The organism is Bradyrhizobium sp. dw_411, assembly GCF_018449695.1.
Classification (GTDB): Bacteria; Pseudomonadota; Alphaproteobacteria; order Rhizobiales; family Xanthobacteraceae; genus Bradyrhizobium.
Genome location: NZ_JAAVUY010000001.1, coordinates 503,672 through 518,928, shown reverse-complemented (window position 1 = coordinate 518,928; position 15,257 = coordinate 503,672). Strand labels below are relative to the sequence as shown.

Here is a 15,257-nt window from a genome sequence, read left to right as displayed (position 1 = left end):
CAAAATGAGCATTGAGGATTACGGCCGAGTGCCATTCATATCGGCGAAAACACTTCGCCAGCACAAAGTCTATGAGACCGGCGATGATCGCTTCAGATCCGCCTCACGACTTAAACAAGCGCTCTTTCGCGAGGAGCACTCCTGGCCAATCGGCCGATACACGACTGCAAAAGGCACGAAACGCAAGATGGGGAACTATCTGAGCGAAGCGGCAGCGGATGAAGGCGCAAACTTCATTTCAAGCGAAATAGCAAGATTGGCCCGAAGAGAGGTCGCATACAGGGAAGACGGCGCGCTCATGGAGGAAGTTCGTCTTCGGACAAATATGTTGTCGAGTTCTCCGGCCGTGTTCAATTTTTTCGGCGGCATGAAGCTTGATCTCGATCTCGCCACGGCGACCATGCAATCAATCGCACCAGACTTTGTCGGCGAAGTCATTAATGTCCTGTTTGAACATTCGCCGGCTAGGAAAAATCCGATTTTCACTAACTGTCGAACGGCTTTCGATGTTCTACTCAAGGTAGACACAGTGGATCACCGTAATGGCTTCATTGCAATTGAATTAAAATACAGCGAGACGCTTCATGAGCCGCCAGCCGCTTTGCGTCCAAGATTCGATGAACTCTCGCGTCTGAGTGGGCTTTACAAAGATCCAGACCACCCGGCACTTCGATCTAATCCGCTTCAGCTGTTCTGGCGCCAGCACATGCTTGCAACGGCGATGATCCTAAACGGTCTGTACACCTGCGGCCGCTTCTTAATCGTCGCACCCAGTTACAACTTTCACGTCCGGGATGCAGTTAGCGAATACCGCCAGCATCTCGCTAGCAGCGACGGGGCAGTCGAATTCGATATGGTGTCATTCGAAGATCTGACTAAATGCATCGCTTGTGCGGGCGACGAGGAATTAGCTCGATCGCTTCATTCCCGGTACTGCGACTTCAAGGCAGTCGACGCGCTTATATAACCGCTTGGCGCCGCGCGGGGTTGGACGTTTTTTTCTCCGCGCGGTGCTATCTCGATGAACAATGCTCGTCGTTCGCGCGAGCAGGCACAGAAGATATCAGCTTCATTGGCGGAGTATTCTCTCTTGCACACACAGCGTCACTGCTGATCACGTCAGTGCCGCAACTGCTCCGCCAGTCGACTGAATGTTGGAGAAGCAAAGCTCCCATACGACAGGAGACACGCGATGGGCGGTCCGTTCAAAACGCCACGTTCGTGGAACCAACAAGCACTAGTTGGCGATTGGCTAGCAACAATCAAAATAGACGGCGTGCGTGCAATCTGGCACGAGGAGCGAGGCTGGCTTAGTCGAGCAGGTAAACCACTCTACAACATCCCATCGTGGCAGCCAGGATGGCCTCGCGATTGCGAGATCTTCGTCGGAAACTTTCGCGACACCGTCAGAGCGACGCTTACAAAATCCGTGAAAGACGACACCCCGACCGTTCTGCCGATGCATCTGTACGGCCTCGAACCACTCGACGCGCGGCTTCATTGGGGCACGCTAACTAACCCTACTCCCAATGAAATCCTCGCCCAACTCAAGCGCGTCAACAACCTTGAACATGAGGGTTTGGTACTTCGTCAGGCTGACTGTTGGATCAAAATAAAACCAGTGGAGAGCTACGACGTCGCCATTATTGGCGTTGTAGAAGGTCGTGGCAAGCATCTTGGTCGGCTGGGCTATGTCAAGACAATCATGGGCAACGTAAGCAGTGGCTTTTCAGACTACGAGCGCGAAGTTTTGTGGGCTGAAGCCAAGGCCGAAAAGCTGGTCGGGCAAGTCATCGAGGTCAGGTGCCAGGAAGTGAATCGGAATAACCGATTCCGTCACCCCTCCTTCCTCCGCGTGCGGCCCGACAAGCTAGCTTCATAAAACATCAACCGGCCAAAATTTTACCGCGGCGGTACGTTCATCGCTGTACCCATTACCCCGTGTTCCGGTACTTTCCACGCAACCTTGATTTATATCGCCCATCGCCCTTCTACCTGCCTGCTCCGCCGCCACCGACCCCTATCCGCCCCGCCCCCCTCTGTCTGCGTGCCTCTGCCTGCGTGCCTCTGCCTTCCCCCTTCCCCGGCGCTCCTACGTTTAGGCAAGGGTAAGGCAAAGGTTGAGCTTACATAGGCCTGGCACAGCGCGACTTATCGAGTGCCCATGCCGACCGCCCATGGTGACGCAGACCTCATCCACAATGCAGACGCGGCACTAGACATGGCCCATGCGCCCGATCGGTTGGCCAGTTTAGGCCCTGGAAGACGGGTCCTCCGACCGAGGCCGTTGCCAAAACCCAGATGACGGGTGAACAAGAACACCGACTTTCATCGAGCATACTCGCAACAACCCAGTCCGTCCCCTGAATGCAGATTCGCGATACTGTAAATATCGGATCCGGCGGAACGAACCAAATTTGGATACTTCGTGCGAGTCTTCCCAGAGCAGCGATGAGGGGTATCGGTACGTGAGGGACAACGGAAACGTAGCGTAGCCCGATAAAATCGCAAGGTGCGAAGGTCAAACAGCTCCCCTAATCGGGAGCTGTTACTTTTTCCGGGCATGTCGACTTCTCATAACCCACTACAGTAAAAATGCCAGTTGGCTCTCGTTCACCTCCACTTCCCCTTGGAGGGCTGCGAGCGACACTCCCAATAGACGCACGGCCTTCGGCACAGGCAGTAGGTTCCGAAGCAAACCCACCGATACTCGTTCGAGTTCTTCCCGATCTGAAACGGGATCAGGCAACGATTGGCTGCGAGAGATGGTCTCAAAATCAGCGAACTTCACCTTGAGCGTGACCGTCCGCTCCCGCTTGCCCTTGTCCTGGCAAGCTGACATCGTCCAAATATGCCAAGATCGAGAAATGCTCAGCCGACACGGCATTACGCGACATCAATGAGCTTGTCGATCAGAGCATTCTTACGAAAGACGAGGGGGGCACAATACCGGCTACTCGCTCAAGGAGGTCAAGACCGATGGCTGATACGCACGTACCTGAAACTTTTGAAAGCTGGAATAGCTATTTCTCGCGTCGGCGCGCGGCATAAAGATAAAATCCTATAACAATATGCTGCGCGCTAAAGACCGCCTGCGAACGCAATATCGGGCGGAATTGTCTAGCTAGTTCATCCGTAGGCCTGCCTCGGTCTGATGCATTGCTTTCATCTCCTTACCGCGGTATCCGAATGCTCTTCAAAAACGCTGCCATGCCTCGCCCCGCGCGGGATCACTGGGACGATCGTGTCAAACTGTCCATTTTCATGATCGACGCGAATGCGCTTGATTGGCATTTCATAGAGGTCGGAGAGCCGTTGCTCTGTCAGCACCGCGGACGCTGGGCCGAATGCGTACTCAGCCTCCCCAAGCATCAAAAGCGCGTCGTCGGCAACTGACAGCGCGTGCCCAGCATGATGGGTGGTGAAGATCACCGTCAGGCCGTCCTCCCGCGACAAGCGCGTCAGCCATTCGAGCACAAAGCTTTGGTTTCGCAAATCCAACGCCGATGTCGGCTCGTCCAACACGATGATCGGGGCCTCAGCGACCAGCGCACGCGCGAGCAGGACGAGTTGGCGTTGGCCGCCCGACATCTCATGAAACGGCCGTTGCGCGAAATCGGCCAAGCCGAAACGACCGAGGGCCTCTTGGGATCGTTCCAGATCTTCACGGGCGGGTTGCGACAGCAGGCCGATCTTGCGGGCGCATCCCATGACGACCATTTCGAGCGCCGTGAAGCCAAACGCCGTATCGAAGGCTTGAGGCACGTAGGCAACATCGCTCAGCACGCCAATTGAGCCTACCTTCGGTTTCAGCGCGCCGATGATGAGCTTCAATAATGTCGTTTTGCCGCGTCCATTTGGACCCAGCAGCGCGGTGATGGCGCCTTCTTGAAACTGGATCGTGTAACTTCGCAACACCCAACGACCGGTGTCATAGAAGAACCCCACATCTTCCAGCGCGACGGCATGCCTCTTAAGCATTGGTCCAGCTCCGAGCCCGGAGGCGCCAGAACAGAAACGCGAATATCGGCGTGCCAACGATGCTGGTCAGAAACCCAATTGGGATTTCTTCAGCGGCGGCGCTGCGCGCGATGTCGTCCATGACCAGGAGATAGATGCCGCCGAGAATGGCCGAAACCGGCAATAGCCGCGTGTGATCCGGCCCGACCATCAAGCGCGCGAGATGCGGAACGATCAGGCCAACCCAGCCAATACCACCGCTAACGGACACCTGGGCCGCCACGATCACGGCCACCAGCGCCATCAGCACCCAGCGCAGCAGATCGACATTGAGCCCGAGCGCACGCGCATCGGCATCGCCGAGCGACAAGAGGTTGATGCGCCAGCGAAGAAGCAGGATCAGCGTTCCTGCGAAAAGGGTAATTGCAGATACGACCAGCACCTTGTCGTAAGTCGCTGACACAAAGCTGCCGAGAAGCCAGAACATGATGGACGGCAACCGGGTGTTTGGGTCGGCCATAGTCTGCAACAAACCGGTGATCGACGAACAAAAGCCGCCGACCACGACGCCGGAGAGCACGAGTGCCAGCGTGCTGGAGCGCCCGGCCACCATAGCGAGCGAGAACGCGGCAAACAACGCCAGGAGACCAGATCCGAACGCCATGCCGACCGTCGCAGCCGTGGACCAGCCCAGCATGATCGCCGATACCCCGCCCAACGACGCCCCGGCTGTGACACCCGCGATTTCCGGGCCGACGAGAGGATTGCGGAACACGCCCTGCATGGTCGCCCCCGACAGCGCCAATCCCATACCGCAAATTGTGACAAGGAGAATGCGCGGCATGCGGATGATCTCCGTGACCACCCACGGCTTGTCGGCGTAATCTCCGGTTGCGTCAAAAGGAATTGTCATGAAGAACACGTGCGCGACCTCGCGCAGCGACAGTGGATAACGCCCGAGAGTCAGCGAGGCGAGCATCAGGGCGATCAACAGGAGAACCAAGCACAGCGAGAGCAGGTCTGATCGGCCGGCTGATCGCCAATGGGTCTGTGTCGTTGCGAACAATGTCATAGAATTCCTAAACTGACCTGGGCCGATGACGTAGCCGAGGGCCATAATATGGAAAATGACCGGCCCGGTGAAGCTCAATCCCCCATCGCCACCAATGGCGGTCAGGCTCCACTGGTCGGCTAAGCCCCCTAGTGCGTTCCGCGGGCATCGAACGCGGGGTCGAAATGGCCAGCGTGATTGTTTACTCGTGAGAGGCAAGGATCGCCGCAACGCAGGTGATCAAACGACTGCGTCATCGTTCGGCACAATTGCGAATAGGCTCGTGAGAACGATCCCTCAGGACCTATTTCGTGACAACCCATCAATGACTTGAGTCGGCGTCGGCGGAGAAGAGACCTTTGCAACGGCGGGAACGATGCTATGTCGATCACCGCCAGCCGGAAGCTCCCGATCAGCCATGTCGGTACGTGCGTCATGTGGCCGTTGCGTCCGGTACACCCCGATCAGTTCCTTTACCACCGCCGACGACGGCATAAAGCTGCGCTAATGACGTCGGCTTAGCTACTGTAACACCTGATCCATTCGCACGTAGCCAACGATTGGCCGCCTCCACGGAAAGTGGTCCGAACTCCATTTCCGAAAGGCACCGGCCCGGTCGGAGGACTGCCGGATGCATCGCGCTGAGCGGCTCGTTGGTGGTGATCAGCACGATGACGTCAAGGCCCTGTCCCATCAGGCCATCGGTGAGGTTGAGCAGGCGGGAAAAACCTTGGCCGGTCGTAGCCCGCGCCTCCGTCGTCATCAGTTCGCCGGCATCTTCCAGAATAATGAGTTTGCTGCGCTTGTTCGCTTGAGCCGCAACGCGTCCGCCGCCGAAACGTGCGACCTGGAACAGATAGGTCGGCGCGCCGCCCACGAAGCGCTCGGCGTCCGTGATAAAAGCGGCGTCGCACCACGATTGCCATTCACGCAAAAGCGCCCGCAACGCATAGGTCTTTCCCGTTCCTGGTTGTCCATGCCAGAGAATCAATCGCTCTTTCGGACATGACTTGAGTGCGAACAATTGCCCCATTCCCTCCGCGACGTTGGCGTCGTAGTTGCTTGATAAGTCGGCCCAACGGGGCGCCTCTAATTTACGCATGTACGGCACCGGCCGCTTGTCGGGGTCGGTTGCCCAGAAGGTAATCGGCACCACGGCGGTTTCTTCACCACTGTCGATCTGTTTGACCACTGAGGCGGAGGTCCGCTCGACCGCCTCAGCATCGTTACCAGCCGTAAAAATCTCGGCCCAGCCGTCCACGAGTTCGACAAGAGAAATCAGATCGGTGTCGTGCCGCAGGATCAGGCTCTTTCGCTCGCCTTCCCAGCTCTCGCTGGCGTAGAGCACCTTTTTGAACTCACCCAGCAAATCGAGCGACCAGCTATCGGCTGTCAATTTTTCATGAACGATGTGGCGGAGCGGCTTTCCCTGGACTTCCCGGAAGAAGAACCCCACGGGATTGTCATGGATCCACGGCTGAACTCGCCAGTAAATTCCCGCTCCCGCCAAATTGCCGCTCTCGGGTGTGTTTTTTTCCACGGTATTCATCCTCAATGACATGGTCGAAGGTGCACGCAGAAAAGCTCGTTGGCTTTCATGGAGAACGCCCAGACTGGACCTAATAGGCGTCCCATGCCTTTTCTCCCAGTTCTACGGTGCTGCCTGAAATCTCTCATATCCGAAGGCGCGCGCATTCTGCCGTAGGTGCAGGGCAACATCGATTTCGTGATCGCTGAGATTGTAGCCGTACCCCTCCGCATAAGCAGAGAAATAGGCCGCGCGCGTTGTGTGTGGAAGGCTGGGATAAAAAATTTCGGCGAGCCAGAATAACAGCGCCGTTTCGTCGACCGGCAGGTTGAATGGAGAGGTATGCGGTATCAGATAGATCCGCCTCTCGCGAACCGCGCGCAACGCCTGCCATACCGGATTGCCATAGATGTCGGAGAGCTCGTCATCTTCGGTGTCGCTTGGTACGAGGATGATGTCTGGGTCGTAACGCAGGATTTGCTCCGGACCAAACTCACCGGAACCAAGATCGCTCGCTACGTTGACAACGCGAAGGTCTCGAAGGAGTGATTTGAGAAAATAGTTTTTCCCACCGATCCAGACCGAAGCGGTGTCATGCGGACTCATGAGTAGCACAGTGACTGCTTGCTGTCGCGGCAATCTCGCTAGCAGCGCCTGTCGCCGCAATTGCGCCTCGCGGCATAACCGCACTGCACGGGACCCCTCGTTCAGGACTTTACCCAGAAAGTTCCAGAGCCGTTCGTCATCCCCGTCCTTTCCTGTCCAGTCGAGTTCGACAAGACCCGGATATCCGGCAGCATACAACGCCCGCGAATGATTGCGCCAGACGATAACAGCATCGGGGCCCGAGCGCAAAACCAGCTCAGGATCAGGGATGACTCCGATAACCGACAGGACAGGCAGCGATGAAAGCCCTGGGAAGGCGAATCGAAAGGCGCCGTTGTTCTCGGACAGCGGCGCGTACTTGGAGACGGCGCGGACATTTTTCAAGCTGCCTACAATGGCTGCGTAGGTTGACAACACCGGCGCGAGAACAGCAACTCTGGACGAGCCGCTTATATGCACAGGTTTGCCTGCGTCACTCGATGGCGCGGATGTTGGCCTGACGTCGACATGCGGAGGCAACAACCCGCTGGCCATGCAGAACGCGGCCAAAACAATGAATGTGCCCACACTGAGATGCCTCGTCACTGTCTCAGTCAAAATGCATTTCCCTATCACCACGACCGGGGGCCCACTATCTGTCAGAACTTGATCTGGCCCGAAAAAGCGACGGTTAGCGGAGCCCCGACGAATAGGTTGTTCATCCAATATGCGTGGTTGGTGAGATTCTTTACGCTGAGGCGATAGATAGCCTCCTGTCCGCTCGGGAGCGTTGTTCTGTAACGCAGCCCGATATCTTCGGTCACGAAGGGATCAATCCAAACAGAGTTAATGGCGTCTGCGGCCTGCTTACCAAAGTAGTAAGCACCACCGGTCAGGGTCAACCCACGAAGAAACGGTAAGTCGTATTCGAGTGTCGCTTTGGCCATTTGATCCGCAACATTCACCGGCCGTTTATTGTCAGTCGCGGGGTTGGCAGTCTTTACCACCGTGGCGTCCATCAATGTCACGCCGCCCAGGATTCGAAAGCCGGTAGTGATGTTGCCCGTCGCTGTTAGTTCAAGCCCCTGATGGACCTCGCGGCCGTCGGAGACATAGGTAAATGTCCGATCGGGATTGGGTTGCGCGAATTGGTTTGCTTTGTCGATATTGAACCATGCTGCGGTCCACAATACCCCGCCGACATTCGCCTTCGTGCCGAACTCATACTCCGTACCGACGTAAGAGGGCAAGATTTGGCCAGCATTGGTATAAATCGCGGGGAGGTCCGGGACAAACGTCCCCGGCAGCAGAGATTCGCTATAGGTTGCATAGGTCGAAATCCACGACACAGGTTTATAGATCAAAGAAAAAGTCGGACTAACCCTCGATTGATCAACTGCCGAAGTTAATGCGAATGGCGGAGCGGCGTTGTTGAAATTTTGGTTTGAGATATTGGCGTAGTTAACGCCAAGCAGTGCCGACCATTGGTCATTGAATTTTATGCTATCACCGAGCACGTAATTGGTCTGGAAGCTCGTCGATAACTTCTCTTCCTGTCCAAAATAAGAAGTGAGCGGCACGATATTCGCCGGTGGCGTATAAACGGGCCCTTGGCTGATATTATAAAACGTGTCCGTAGAAGTTGTGTCCCCCGAGTCGGCGCCAACGAAGTAAGTGGCTTGATTGGCATAGACTCCTATCGTCACTTTGTGTTGAATGAATCCTGTCCCAAAATCTGCGTCCAAAAAACCATATTCCGAATGCGCAACGCTGCGAGTAGCGGCATTCCCGAATATGAACTGATCATAGGTGCCCTTATTATCGTCCCAAAAATTCTGAATGCTGGTCTGCGGTGACGATTTGTCCTGTTTGTACGAATAGGCAGTTCTTAATGTAAACACGTCGTTCAATTTTGAATTGAACTTTCCTTCCACTCGGTCGCTTATTACATTGTAAGTCGCCCAGGGCTGAGCCCACAACTTCGCCGGGTCGGGTACAGTCTTGTAATTGAAGAGACTGGCGCCACTCGGTAGCGTCTGTGTAAACCAAGCCATACCCTGAGTTAGCGTCTGATCCTGGTGCGAACCGACAATTTCTAACTTTGTGTCAGGGGCTATGTTCCAATCGAGGACGCCTGTGATGAGTCCTCTCTTTAACTTCTGCGGATCGACTGGCAATGTGCCATCTTGTCCAACGATATTGAGCCGGTAAGCAAATGTCCCGTTCTTGTCGAGCGGCCCGCCAGCATCGAGATGGACATAACCGGACGTATTGCCGTAATCACCAAGAGTGACGCTATAGTAAGGAATGGGCGTCGGCGTTTTGTAGACGTAATTGACAACGCCACCAACATCAGTGCCGCCGTAGAGAAAACCGGTCAGCCCGGTAATGATTTCGATCCTTTCTTTGTCCTCAACTGGGATCGACTGTGACCCAAAAGTGCCGGTCCTTAAGCCGTCGATCGCCTGACTGGTTACCGTAAACCCTCTCAAATTTACAAACGTGTCCAACGTCTTGGTGTAAGGAGTTTGCACCTGAGTCACCGGGCTGATCCGAAATGCGTCTTCGGGAGACAAAGCCTGGATGTTCTCCAGCATATCCGCAGAAATAACGTTGACGGAATACGGCGTATCAAGAATAGGCACTCGCCCGAACGGACCGAAATTGCTGATCGTGCTCGGTTTATATCCCTGCGCCTCACTGCCCTCCCGCGTCCGATAGGCCTCCGCGGCGGCCGCCTGCTGTGCTGCTGCCGCAGCAGCCTCCCGCGCCGCTGCGCCATTTGCCGGGGCGCTTCGACGTGCCGCACGACGTGGTCGTCGCGGCTTCGCCCCCTGACCAGAGGGTGATTCCGGAGCTGTTGCGGTAGGCCGTTGCGTTGGCGCTTGGACAATCACGGGCGGCAGCCCCGGTTGTTGCTGCGGCTGCTCCTGGCCAATTGCCTGCCTGGACACGGCCACGCTCATCGCCGTGGCGCAAAGAAACGCGGCGCGCCGCGCGCGCATCGTTTTTGATTTAAACACTGTATCCCCCAGCCCAATTCCCGCATTGACGCGGACTCGGTGCTTGGGAGCAGGCGCGCGCATCCCCCGATGCAGCGTGCATCACTCTTGAATCAACCGACCGCTTCCCTTGCCCCCAATGTTGCGAACGCCACTTGCGGCTGCTTCGTTATGTTCACAAGGATACTACGAGGTTATTGTAGTCAGACAGGAAGTCAACCGTCATATCGAAAATATTGCCCTATCAGGCATCGGGGTCACTTGGCTGTGGGGAGCAGAGCAACTACGCGCCGTTCGCGTCACAAAGAACGGACGTATTCCAGCATTTTGGACGCAGCTCAAATGTGCTGATTTGTTTGCAATTGCGACGCGTCCGTATTTGCTGGAGATCAGGCGAACATCGCTGGCTTTTCACAACGATCTCTGCAAATAGTGAAGAGTCTTCGTGGCTGCGTTGCTCTTAGGAGCTATGGTTGTCGGTTTGGATGTTTCTTCGACTTGATTTTGCGGGGGGCAATGGCTCGATAGGTCCAGCTCGAGCTACTATCCTCGAGGCCATTGACCGCTTCGGTTCTATTTCTGCGGCGGCGCCCGCCGTGGATCTCAGCTCTCGCCAGCTCTGGACACTTGTCCAAATCCTCAATTCGCTATTCGAGGAGCCGCTGATCGAGATTCGAAGAAGCGGTCGTAGTAGCGGCGCCATTCTGACCCCGCTGGGAAGGGAAGTACTGGCGCACTTCCGAAAAATAGAGCGGGTTGCCAACAAAGCACTTGCAACGCGTTTCCGCAAGTTCGAGAAACTGGTTGGGGCAGACCCTGGAGCCCCGCCGCCTATACCGCGCTTCGCCCAAATAGCCGATCCAAACACCATTCAAGCGTCGAAGAAAAATCCTGCTACCAGAATAAAGAAATTTACAGGCATAAAGAGGAAAACGTAGAATTAGAATTTCGATCGCCAGATCTCAATAAGTGGATCCTACAAATTTCGAGCGCTCTGATGTCGTCGATCTGGATGTTTCTTCAAATTGACTTCGGTGACGTAGATGACCAATCCACGTCCATAGGGCCGCACCGCGCTAACATATTAGAGGCCGTCGACCGCTTCGGTTCCATCTCGGCAGCCGCACTCTCCATCAATCTTACTTTTCGCCGACTTTGGGCGGCGGTTCAGACAATAAACAAGCTGTCCGACAAGCAGCCTTTAATTGGGATTCGGCGGACTGGCCGAAGCAGCGGAGCGTTTCTGACTCCACTTGGCAAGGAGGTGTTGGCGCAGTTCCGCGAAATCCAGCGGGTGGCCAACGAGGCACTTGAACCACACCTCGTCGAATTCGAGAAACTGGTCGGGCTCGACCCCCATGCTCAGCCGCCTGTACCAAATTATCTCCAGATCAACGATCCCGACACCATTGCGCGGAAGAAGAAGCCCATGTCGCGGCCCAAGACCAGGAAAAACAATTAAAAAAAGAAGAAGCGAAGAAACGGGTTAAAAAGATGAGTTGTCTATCCCAACCCTGCGAGTAGAGGCCCGAGGAGCGGTTCGTGCAGACGCCAGCGTCCGATCGCGCTATTATAGATCGGTTGGCGTACTTGCGCTGCACTCGCGGTGAGAACCGGCCGTTCCGTTTGATGGAAAGCAAGACATCGCGGGTCCCAGTCTAGCCCGCAATGGGCAACGATCCTCCGCGCTTGGCCTTCCAGGTCGGCCACGACGTCTTCATAGCGGACGTCGAGGATGCGGCCCGGCGGCAATACACGGTGCCAATGCGCCATCAGTGCCCAGTAATGGCGATAATACCGACCAAGTTCAGCCAAATCGTAAGTGTGGTTTTGTTCCGCAGTAAACAATATAGAAAAGCAGGACAGGCAGGTGTCGAGCGGATCTCGCGCAGTATGGATGATGATCGCGTTCGGGAGCGCCAGATGGATGAGGCCCGCAAACATAAAATTTCCCGGCATCTTGTCGGTTATGCGGATGGCGCCGGGGGCAAGCCGCCCTAGTTCGGCGAGGTAGCGCATGCCGAGATTGGCATAGTCCTCATCGATCATCTCCGACACGCACTCCGGAAAAGCCGCGCCAAACTTCGTTTGGATTCCTTGCACGGCGTTGGAGAAAGACGTCAGTTCACCGCCACCACATATTTGTGGGTGGCTGGCAAGAATCTGCTCAACCAGCGTTGAGCCGGATCGCGCCATGCCGACGATGAACACCGGAACCGACGATGGGTTGCCGGCATTGTGCCTCGCGCGGACCAGCTCACGCGCGAACGCCGCGCGAATACGATCGAACATGCCCAACGTGGCGGCTTCATCATACGCAATCTGCCGACGCTTGAGCGCATTGCCATCCAGCCATCGGGTGAAGGCTTCCGCATGCCGCCCCAGATCCTCATAGGCCCTGCCCAACGCGAAATGCAGTTCGATCCGGTCGCTGACCGGAAGCGTGGCGCTGTCCGCGGCTAATTTTTCCAAGGCTTGTAGATGCGGATCCCCGGCGGCGTAACGCGCAATGTCGCCCAAGTCTCGTTGGTACTTGGCTTTGCGTGGTTCAAGCTTAACAGCTCGCTGCAAAGCCGCACGTGCTTCCGCCAAGCGTCCGAGCTGCAGCAGTGTTAAGCCAAGATTATTGTGCGTCTCGGCATAGTGTGGCTGCAGCGCAAGCGCACGATTATAGCTCACCAGCGCCTCCTTAAATCGCTTCAGCTCTTGCAGGGTAAGGCCACGGTTACAAAGTGCCTCAGCATAATCCGGCCGCACGGTAAGCGCGCGATCGTAGCTCGCCAGCGCCTCCTCAAACCGCTTCAACTGATGCAGGGTAACGCCGCGATGGGAAAGTGCCTCGACATAGTTCGGACGCACTGCAATCGCGCGGTCGTAGCTTGCCAGCGCCTCCTCATACCGCTTTAACTCTTGAAGAGCGTAGCCACGATTGGAGAGCGCCTCGGCGTAGTCAGGCCGCACGGCAAGCGCGCGATCATAGCTCGCCAGCGCCTCCTCAAACCGCTTCAGCTCATACAGAGTTACGCCGCGATTGGAGAGCGCCTCAGCAAAGTCCGGCCGCACGGCAAGTGCGCGGTCGTAGCTCGCCAGCGCCTCCTCAAATCGCTGTAGCTCATGCAGGGTGAGGCCACGATTGGAGAGCACCTCGGCATGGTTCGGTCGTACCTCGAGTGCGCGCCGGTAGCTAGCCAGCGCCGTTTCCTTTTTTCCCTGGCACGATTGAACGACCGCGAGAAGATGAATCGCTTCAAAGTGGTCTGGATCGGTGTTTATGATTTGTTGGAATACCTGCTCGGCCTCAAGGAACTTCCCTCCGTGGTACGCAGAGATAGCGCGGCTGAACGCGTGCGATAGGTTAAATGTGAGCTTTGCCATCGAACAATACCGTGCGTTTTGTGTGCAGGAGAATACTTGCCTACCCCAGCTCAGCGAGTAAAGGCGCGAGAGACTGCGCGTGCACACGCCAGCGTCCGATAGCACTACTGTAGATCGGCTGGCGCACCTGCGCAGCACTCGCGGTAAAGATCGGCCGCTCCGTTTGATGAAAGGCAAGGCATCGCGGGTCCCAATCTAGCCCGCAATGGGCAACGATCCTCCGCGCCTGGCCTTCCAGGTCGGCCACCACGTCTTCATAGCGAACGTCGAGGATGCGGCCGGGCGGCAACACACAGTGCCAGTGCGCCATGAGCGCATGGTAATGGCGATAATACCGGCCGAGCTCAGCCAAATCGTAGGTGTGATTCTGTTCCGCCGTAAACAACATTGAAAAGCTGGATAAGCAGGTATCGACCGGATCGCGATGGGTGTGGATGATGATCGCATTCGGCAGCGCCAGATGTATGAGGCCTGCGAACATGAAATTTCTAGGCATCTTGTCAGTTATGTGAACAGCCCTAGAGGCAAGTCGCTCGAGTTCAGCGAGGTAGCGCGTGCCGAGATCGCGATAGTCCTCATCTTTCATTTCCGCCACGCACTCCGGAAAAGCCGCGCCGAACTTCGTTTGGTTGCCTTGCACGACGTTGGAAAAAAGCATCAGTTCTCCACCTCCACATACGTGTGGGTGGCTAGCAAGAATCTGCTCGACTAGTGTTGAGCCCGATCGGACCATACCGACGATGAAAACTGGGACCGGCGAAGGATTGCCGACACCTTGTCTCTTCCGGATCAGCTCGGGCGTGAACGTTGCGCGAATATGATCCAGCAAGCCTAGCGTAGCGGCTTCATCATACGTGATCTGCCGACGCTTGAGGGCATTGCCGTCTAGCCATTGGGTGAAGGCTTCCGCATGGCGGTCCAAGTCCTCATAAGCCTTGCCCAATGCGAAATGAAGTTCGATCCGATCGCCGACGGGAAGCTGGGCGCTGTCGTTGACCAATTTCTCCAATGCGGCCAAATCCAAGCCCCCTTCGACGTAACGGGTGATCTCCGCCAAGTCGCGCTGGTATTTGGCCCTTCGTGGTGCCAGCTCGATGGCCCGTTTGAAAGCTACACGGGCTTCTGTCAGGCGCCCGAGCTCCCTCAGTCCCAAACCAAGATTGTTGTGGGCCCCGGCGTAGTCCGGCTGCACTTTTATCGCGTGGTGATAGCTCTCCAGCGCCTCCTCAAATCGATTCATCTCACGCAGGGTGACACCGCGATTGGACAGTGCCTCAGCATAGTCTTGCCGCACGGTAAGCGCGCGATCGTAGCTCGCCAGAGCCTCCTCAAACCGTTTCAGCTCATGCAAGGTAACGCCACGATGGCACAGCGCCTCGGGATAGTTCGGCCGCACCGCGAGCGCGCGGTCGTGGTTCGCCAGTGCCTCCTCGAATCTCTTTAGCTCATGCAGGGTGACGCCGCGATTGGACAGCGCCTCAGCATGATCCGGCTGCACCTTGAGAGCGCGGTCGTAATTCGCCAACGCAGCGTCGTTCTTGCCCAGCCTTGATTGGACAACCGCAAGGAGGTGAAACGCATCAAAGATATCATCCCTGACGCTTATGATTTGATGGCATATTTGCTCGGCCTCAAAGAGTATGCCTGCATTGTACGCCGAAATAGCGCGACTGAAGGCCTGTGACAGGTTGGGTGTGGCTTTTACCATACGAATAATGCCATGAGCGTTTGGGTGCTCAATCCCCGTTATCGTGGT

The 15,257-nt window shown here is 56.2% G+C and carries 12 protein-coding genes; 4 read left to right on the top strand and 8 right to left on the bottom strand.

The window, feature by feature from the left end; genetic code table 11:
• Positions 1-4: 4 nt before the first annotated feature.
• Together HB676_RS02455 and HB676_RS02450 are read left to right on the top strand one after the other, a co-directional pair.
• Positions 5-967: a hypothetical protein gene (locus tag HB676_RS02455; protein WP_213736049.1), complete on the top strand. Its 963-nt coding sequence runs from the start codon at positions 5-7 to the stop codon at positions 965-967.
• 225 nt (positions 968-1,192) lie between these two features.
• Complete coding sequence (locus tag HB676_RS02450) at positions 1,193-1,882, top strand: hypothetical protein (RefSeq protein ID WP_213736048.1); 690 nt, start codon at positions 1,193-1,195, stop codon at positions 1,880-1,882.
• Between the two features lie 702 nt (positions 1,883-2,584).
• Here HB676_RS02450 and HB676_RS02445 read toward each other — a convergent pair.
• The 6 genes from HB676_RS02445 to HB676_RS02420 all read right to left on the bottom strand — a co-directional run bounded on the left by HB676_RS02445 (position 2,585) and on the right by HB676_RS02420 (position 10,147).
• Positions 2,585-2,842, bottom strand: coding sequence for a hypothetical protein (locus HB676_RS02445; protein ID WP_249780009.1), 258 nt, complete (start codon positions 2,840-2,842; stop codon positions 2,585-2,587).
• 323 nt (positions 2,843-3,165) lie between these two features.
• The gene (locus HB676_RS02440; RefSeq protein WP_213736046.1) at positions 3,166-3,981 is read right to left on the bottom strand and encodes an ABC transporter ATP-binding protein; all 816 of its coding nucleotides are present in this window, start codon (positions 3,979-3,981) and stop codon (positions 3,166-3,168) included.
• The gene (locus HB676_RS02435; protein ID WP_213736045.1) at positions 3,974-5,032 is read right to left on the bottom strand and encodes an iron ABC transporter permease; all 1,059 of its coding nucleotides are present in this window, start codon (positions 5,030-5,032) and stop codon (positions 3,974-3,976) included. The genes HB676_RS02440 and HB676_RS02435 overlap by 8 nt, the downstream gene beginning before the upstream one ends.
• 412 nt (positions 5,033-5,444) lie before the next feature.
• Complete coding sequence (locus HB676_RS02430) at positions 5,445-6,551, bottom strand: AAA family ATPase (RefSeq protein WP_213736044.1); 1,107 nt, start codon at positions 6,549-6,551, stop codon at positions 5,445-5,447.
• Between the two features lie 111 nt (positions 6,552-6,662).
• Positions 6,663-7,742, bottom strand: a complete 1,080-nt coding sequence (locus tag HB676_RS02425; RefSeq protein ID WP_213736043.1) for an ABC transporter substrate-binding protein — start codon at positions 7,740-7,742, stop codon at positions 6,663-6,665.
• Between the two features lie 41 nt (positions 7,743-7,783).
• Positions 7,784-10,147 (bottom strand): TonB-dependent siderophore receptor, encoded by a 2,364-nt coding sequence (locus HB676_RS02420; protein ID WP_213736042.1) that lies wholly within the window; start codon positions 10,145-10,147, stop codon positions 7,784-7,786.
• Positions 10,148-10,599: 452 nt separating this feature from the next.
• Here HB676_RS02420 and HB676_RS02415 point away from each other — a divergent pair, with 452 nt between their 5' ends.
• Positions 10,600-11,064, top strand: coding sequence for a LysR family transcriptional regulator (locus HB676_RS02415; RefSeq protein ID WP_213736041.1), 465 nt, complete (start codon positions 10,600-10,602; stop codon positions 11,062-11,064).
• A gap of 59 nt (positions 11,065-11,123) precedes the next feature.
• The gene (locus tag HB676_RS02410; protein ID WP_213736040.1) at positions 11,124-11,588 is read left to right on the top strand and encodes a hypothetical protein; all 465 of its coding nucleotides are present in this window, start codon (positions 11,124-11,126) and stop codon (positions 11,586-11,588) included.
• Between the two features lie 41 nt (positions 11,589-11,629).
• Here the strand turns inward: HB676_RS02410 and HB676_RS02405 are convergent, their stop codons facing one another.
• Both HB676_RS02405 and HB676_RS02400 read right to left on the bottom strand, forming a co-directional pair.
• Positions 11,630-13,501, bottom strand: a complete 1,872-nt coding sequence (locus tag HB676_RS02405; RefSeq protein WP_213736039.1) for a tetratricopeptide repeat protein — start codon at positions 13,499-13,501, stop codon at positions 11,630-11,632.
• A gap of 40 nt (positions 13,502-13,541) precedes the next feature.
• Positions 13,542-15,209: a sulfotransferase gene (locus HB676_RS02400; RefSeq protein WP_213736038.1), complete on the bottom strand. Its 1,668-nt coding sequence runs from the start codon at positions 15,207-15,209 to the stop codon at positions 13,542-13,544.
• Between the last annotated feature and the right edge of the window lie 48 nt (positions 15,210-15,257).

What these genes read in the sequence shown, in the direction of transcription:
- HB676_RS02455 (WP_213736049.1), top strand. Translation starts at nt 5, where the DNA reads ATGAGCATTGAGGATTACGGCCGAGTGCCATTCATATCGGCGAAAACA.
- HB676_RS02450 (WP_213736048.1), top strand. Translation starts at nt 1,193, where the DNA reads ATGGGCGGTCCGTTCAAAACGCCACGTTCGTGGAACCAACAAGCACTA.
- HB676_RS02445 (WP_249780009.1), bottom strand. Translation starts at nt 2,842, where the DNA reads ATGTCAGCTTGCCAGGACAAGGGCAAGCGGGAGCGGACGGTCACGCTC.
- HB676_RS02440 (WP_213736046.1), bottom strand. Translation starts at nt 3,981, where the DNA reads ATGCTTAAGAGGCATGCCGTCGCGCTGGAAGATGTGGGGTTCTTCTAT.
- HB676_RS02435 (WP_213736045.1), bottom strand. Translation starts at nt 5,032, where the DNA reads ATGACATTGTTCGCAACGACACAGACCCATTGGCGATCAGCCGGCCGA.
- HB676_RS02410 (WP_213736040.1), top strand. Translation starts at nt 11,124, where the DNA reads ATGTCGTCGATCTGGATGTTTCTTCAAATTGACTTCGGTGACGTAGAT.
- HB676_RS02405 (WP_213736039.1), bottom strand. Translation starts at nt 13,501, where the DNA reads ATGGCAAAGCTCACATTTAACCTATCGCACGCGTTCAGCCGCGCTATC.
- HB676_RS02400 (WP_213736038.1), bottom strand. Translation starts at nt 15,209, where the DNA reads ATGGTAAAAGCCACACCCAACCTGTCACAGGCCTTCAGTCGCGCTATT.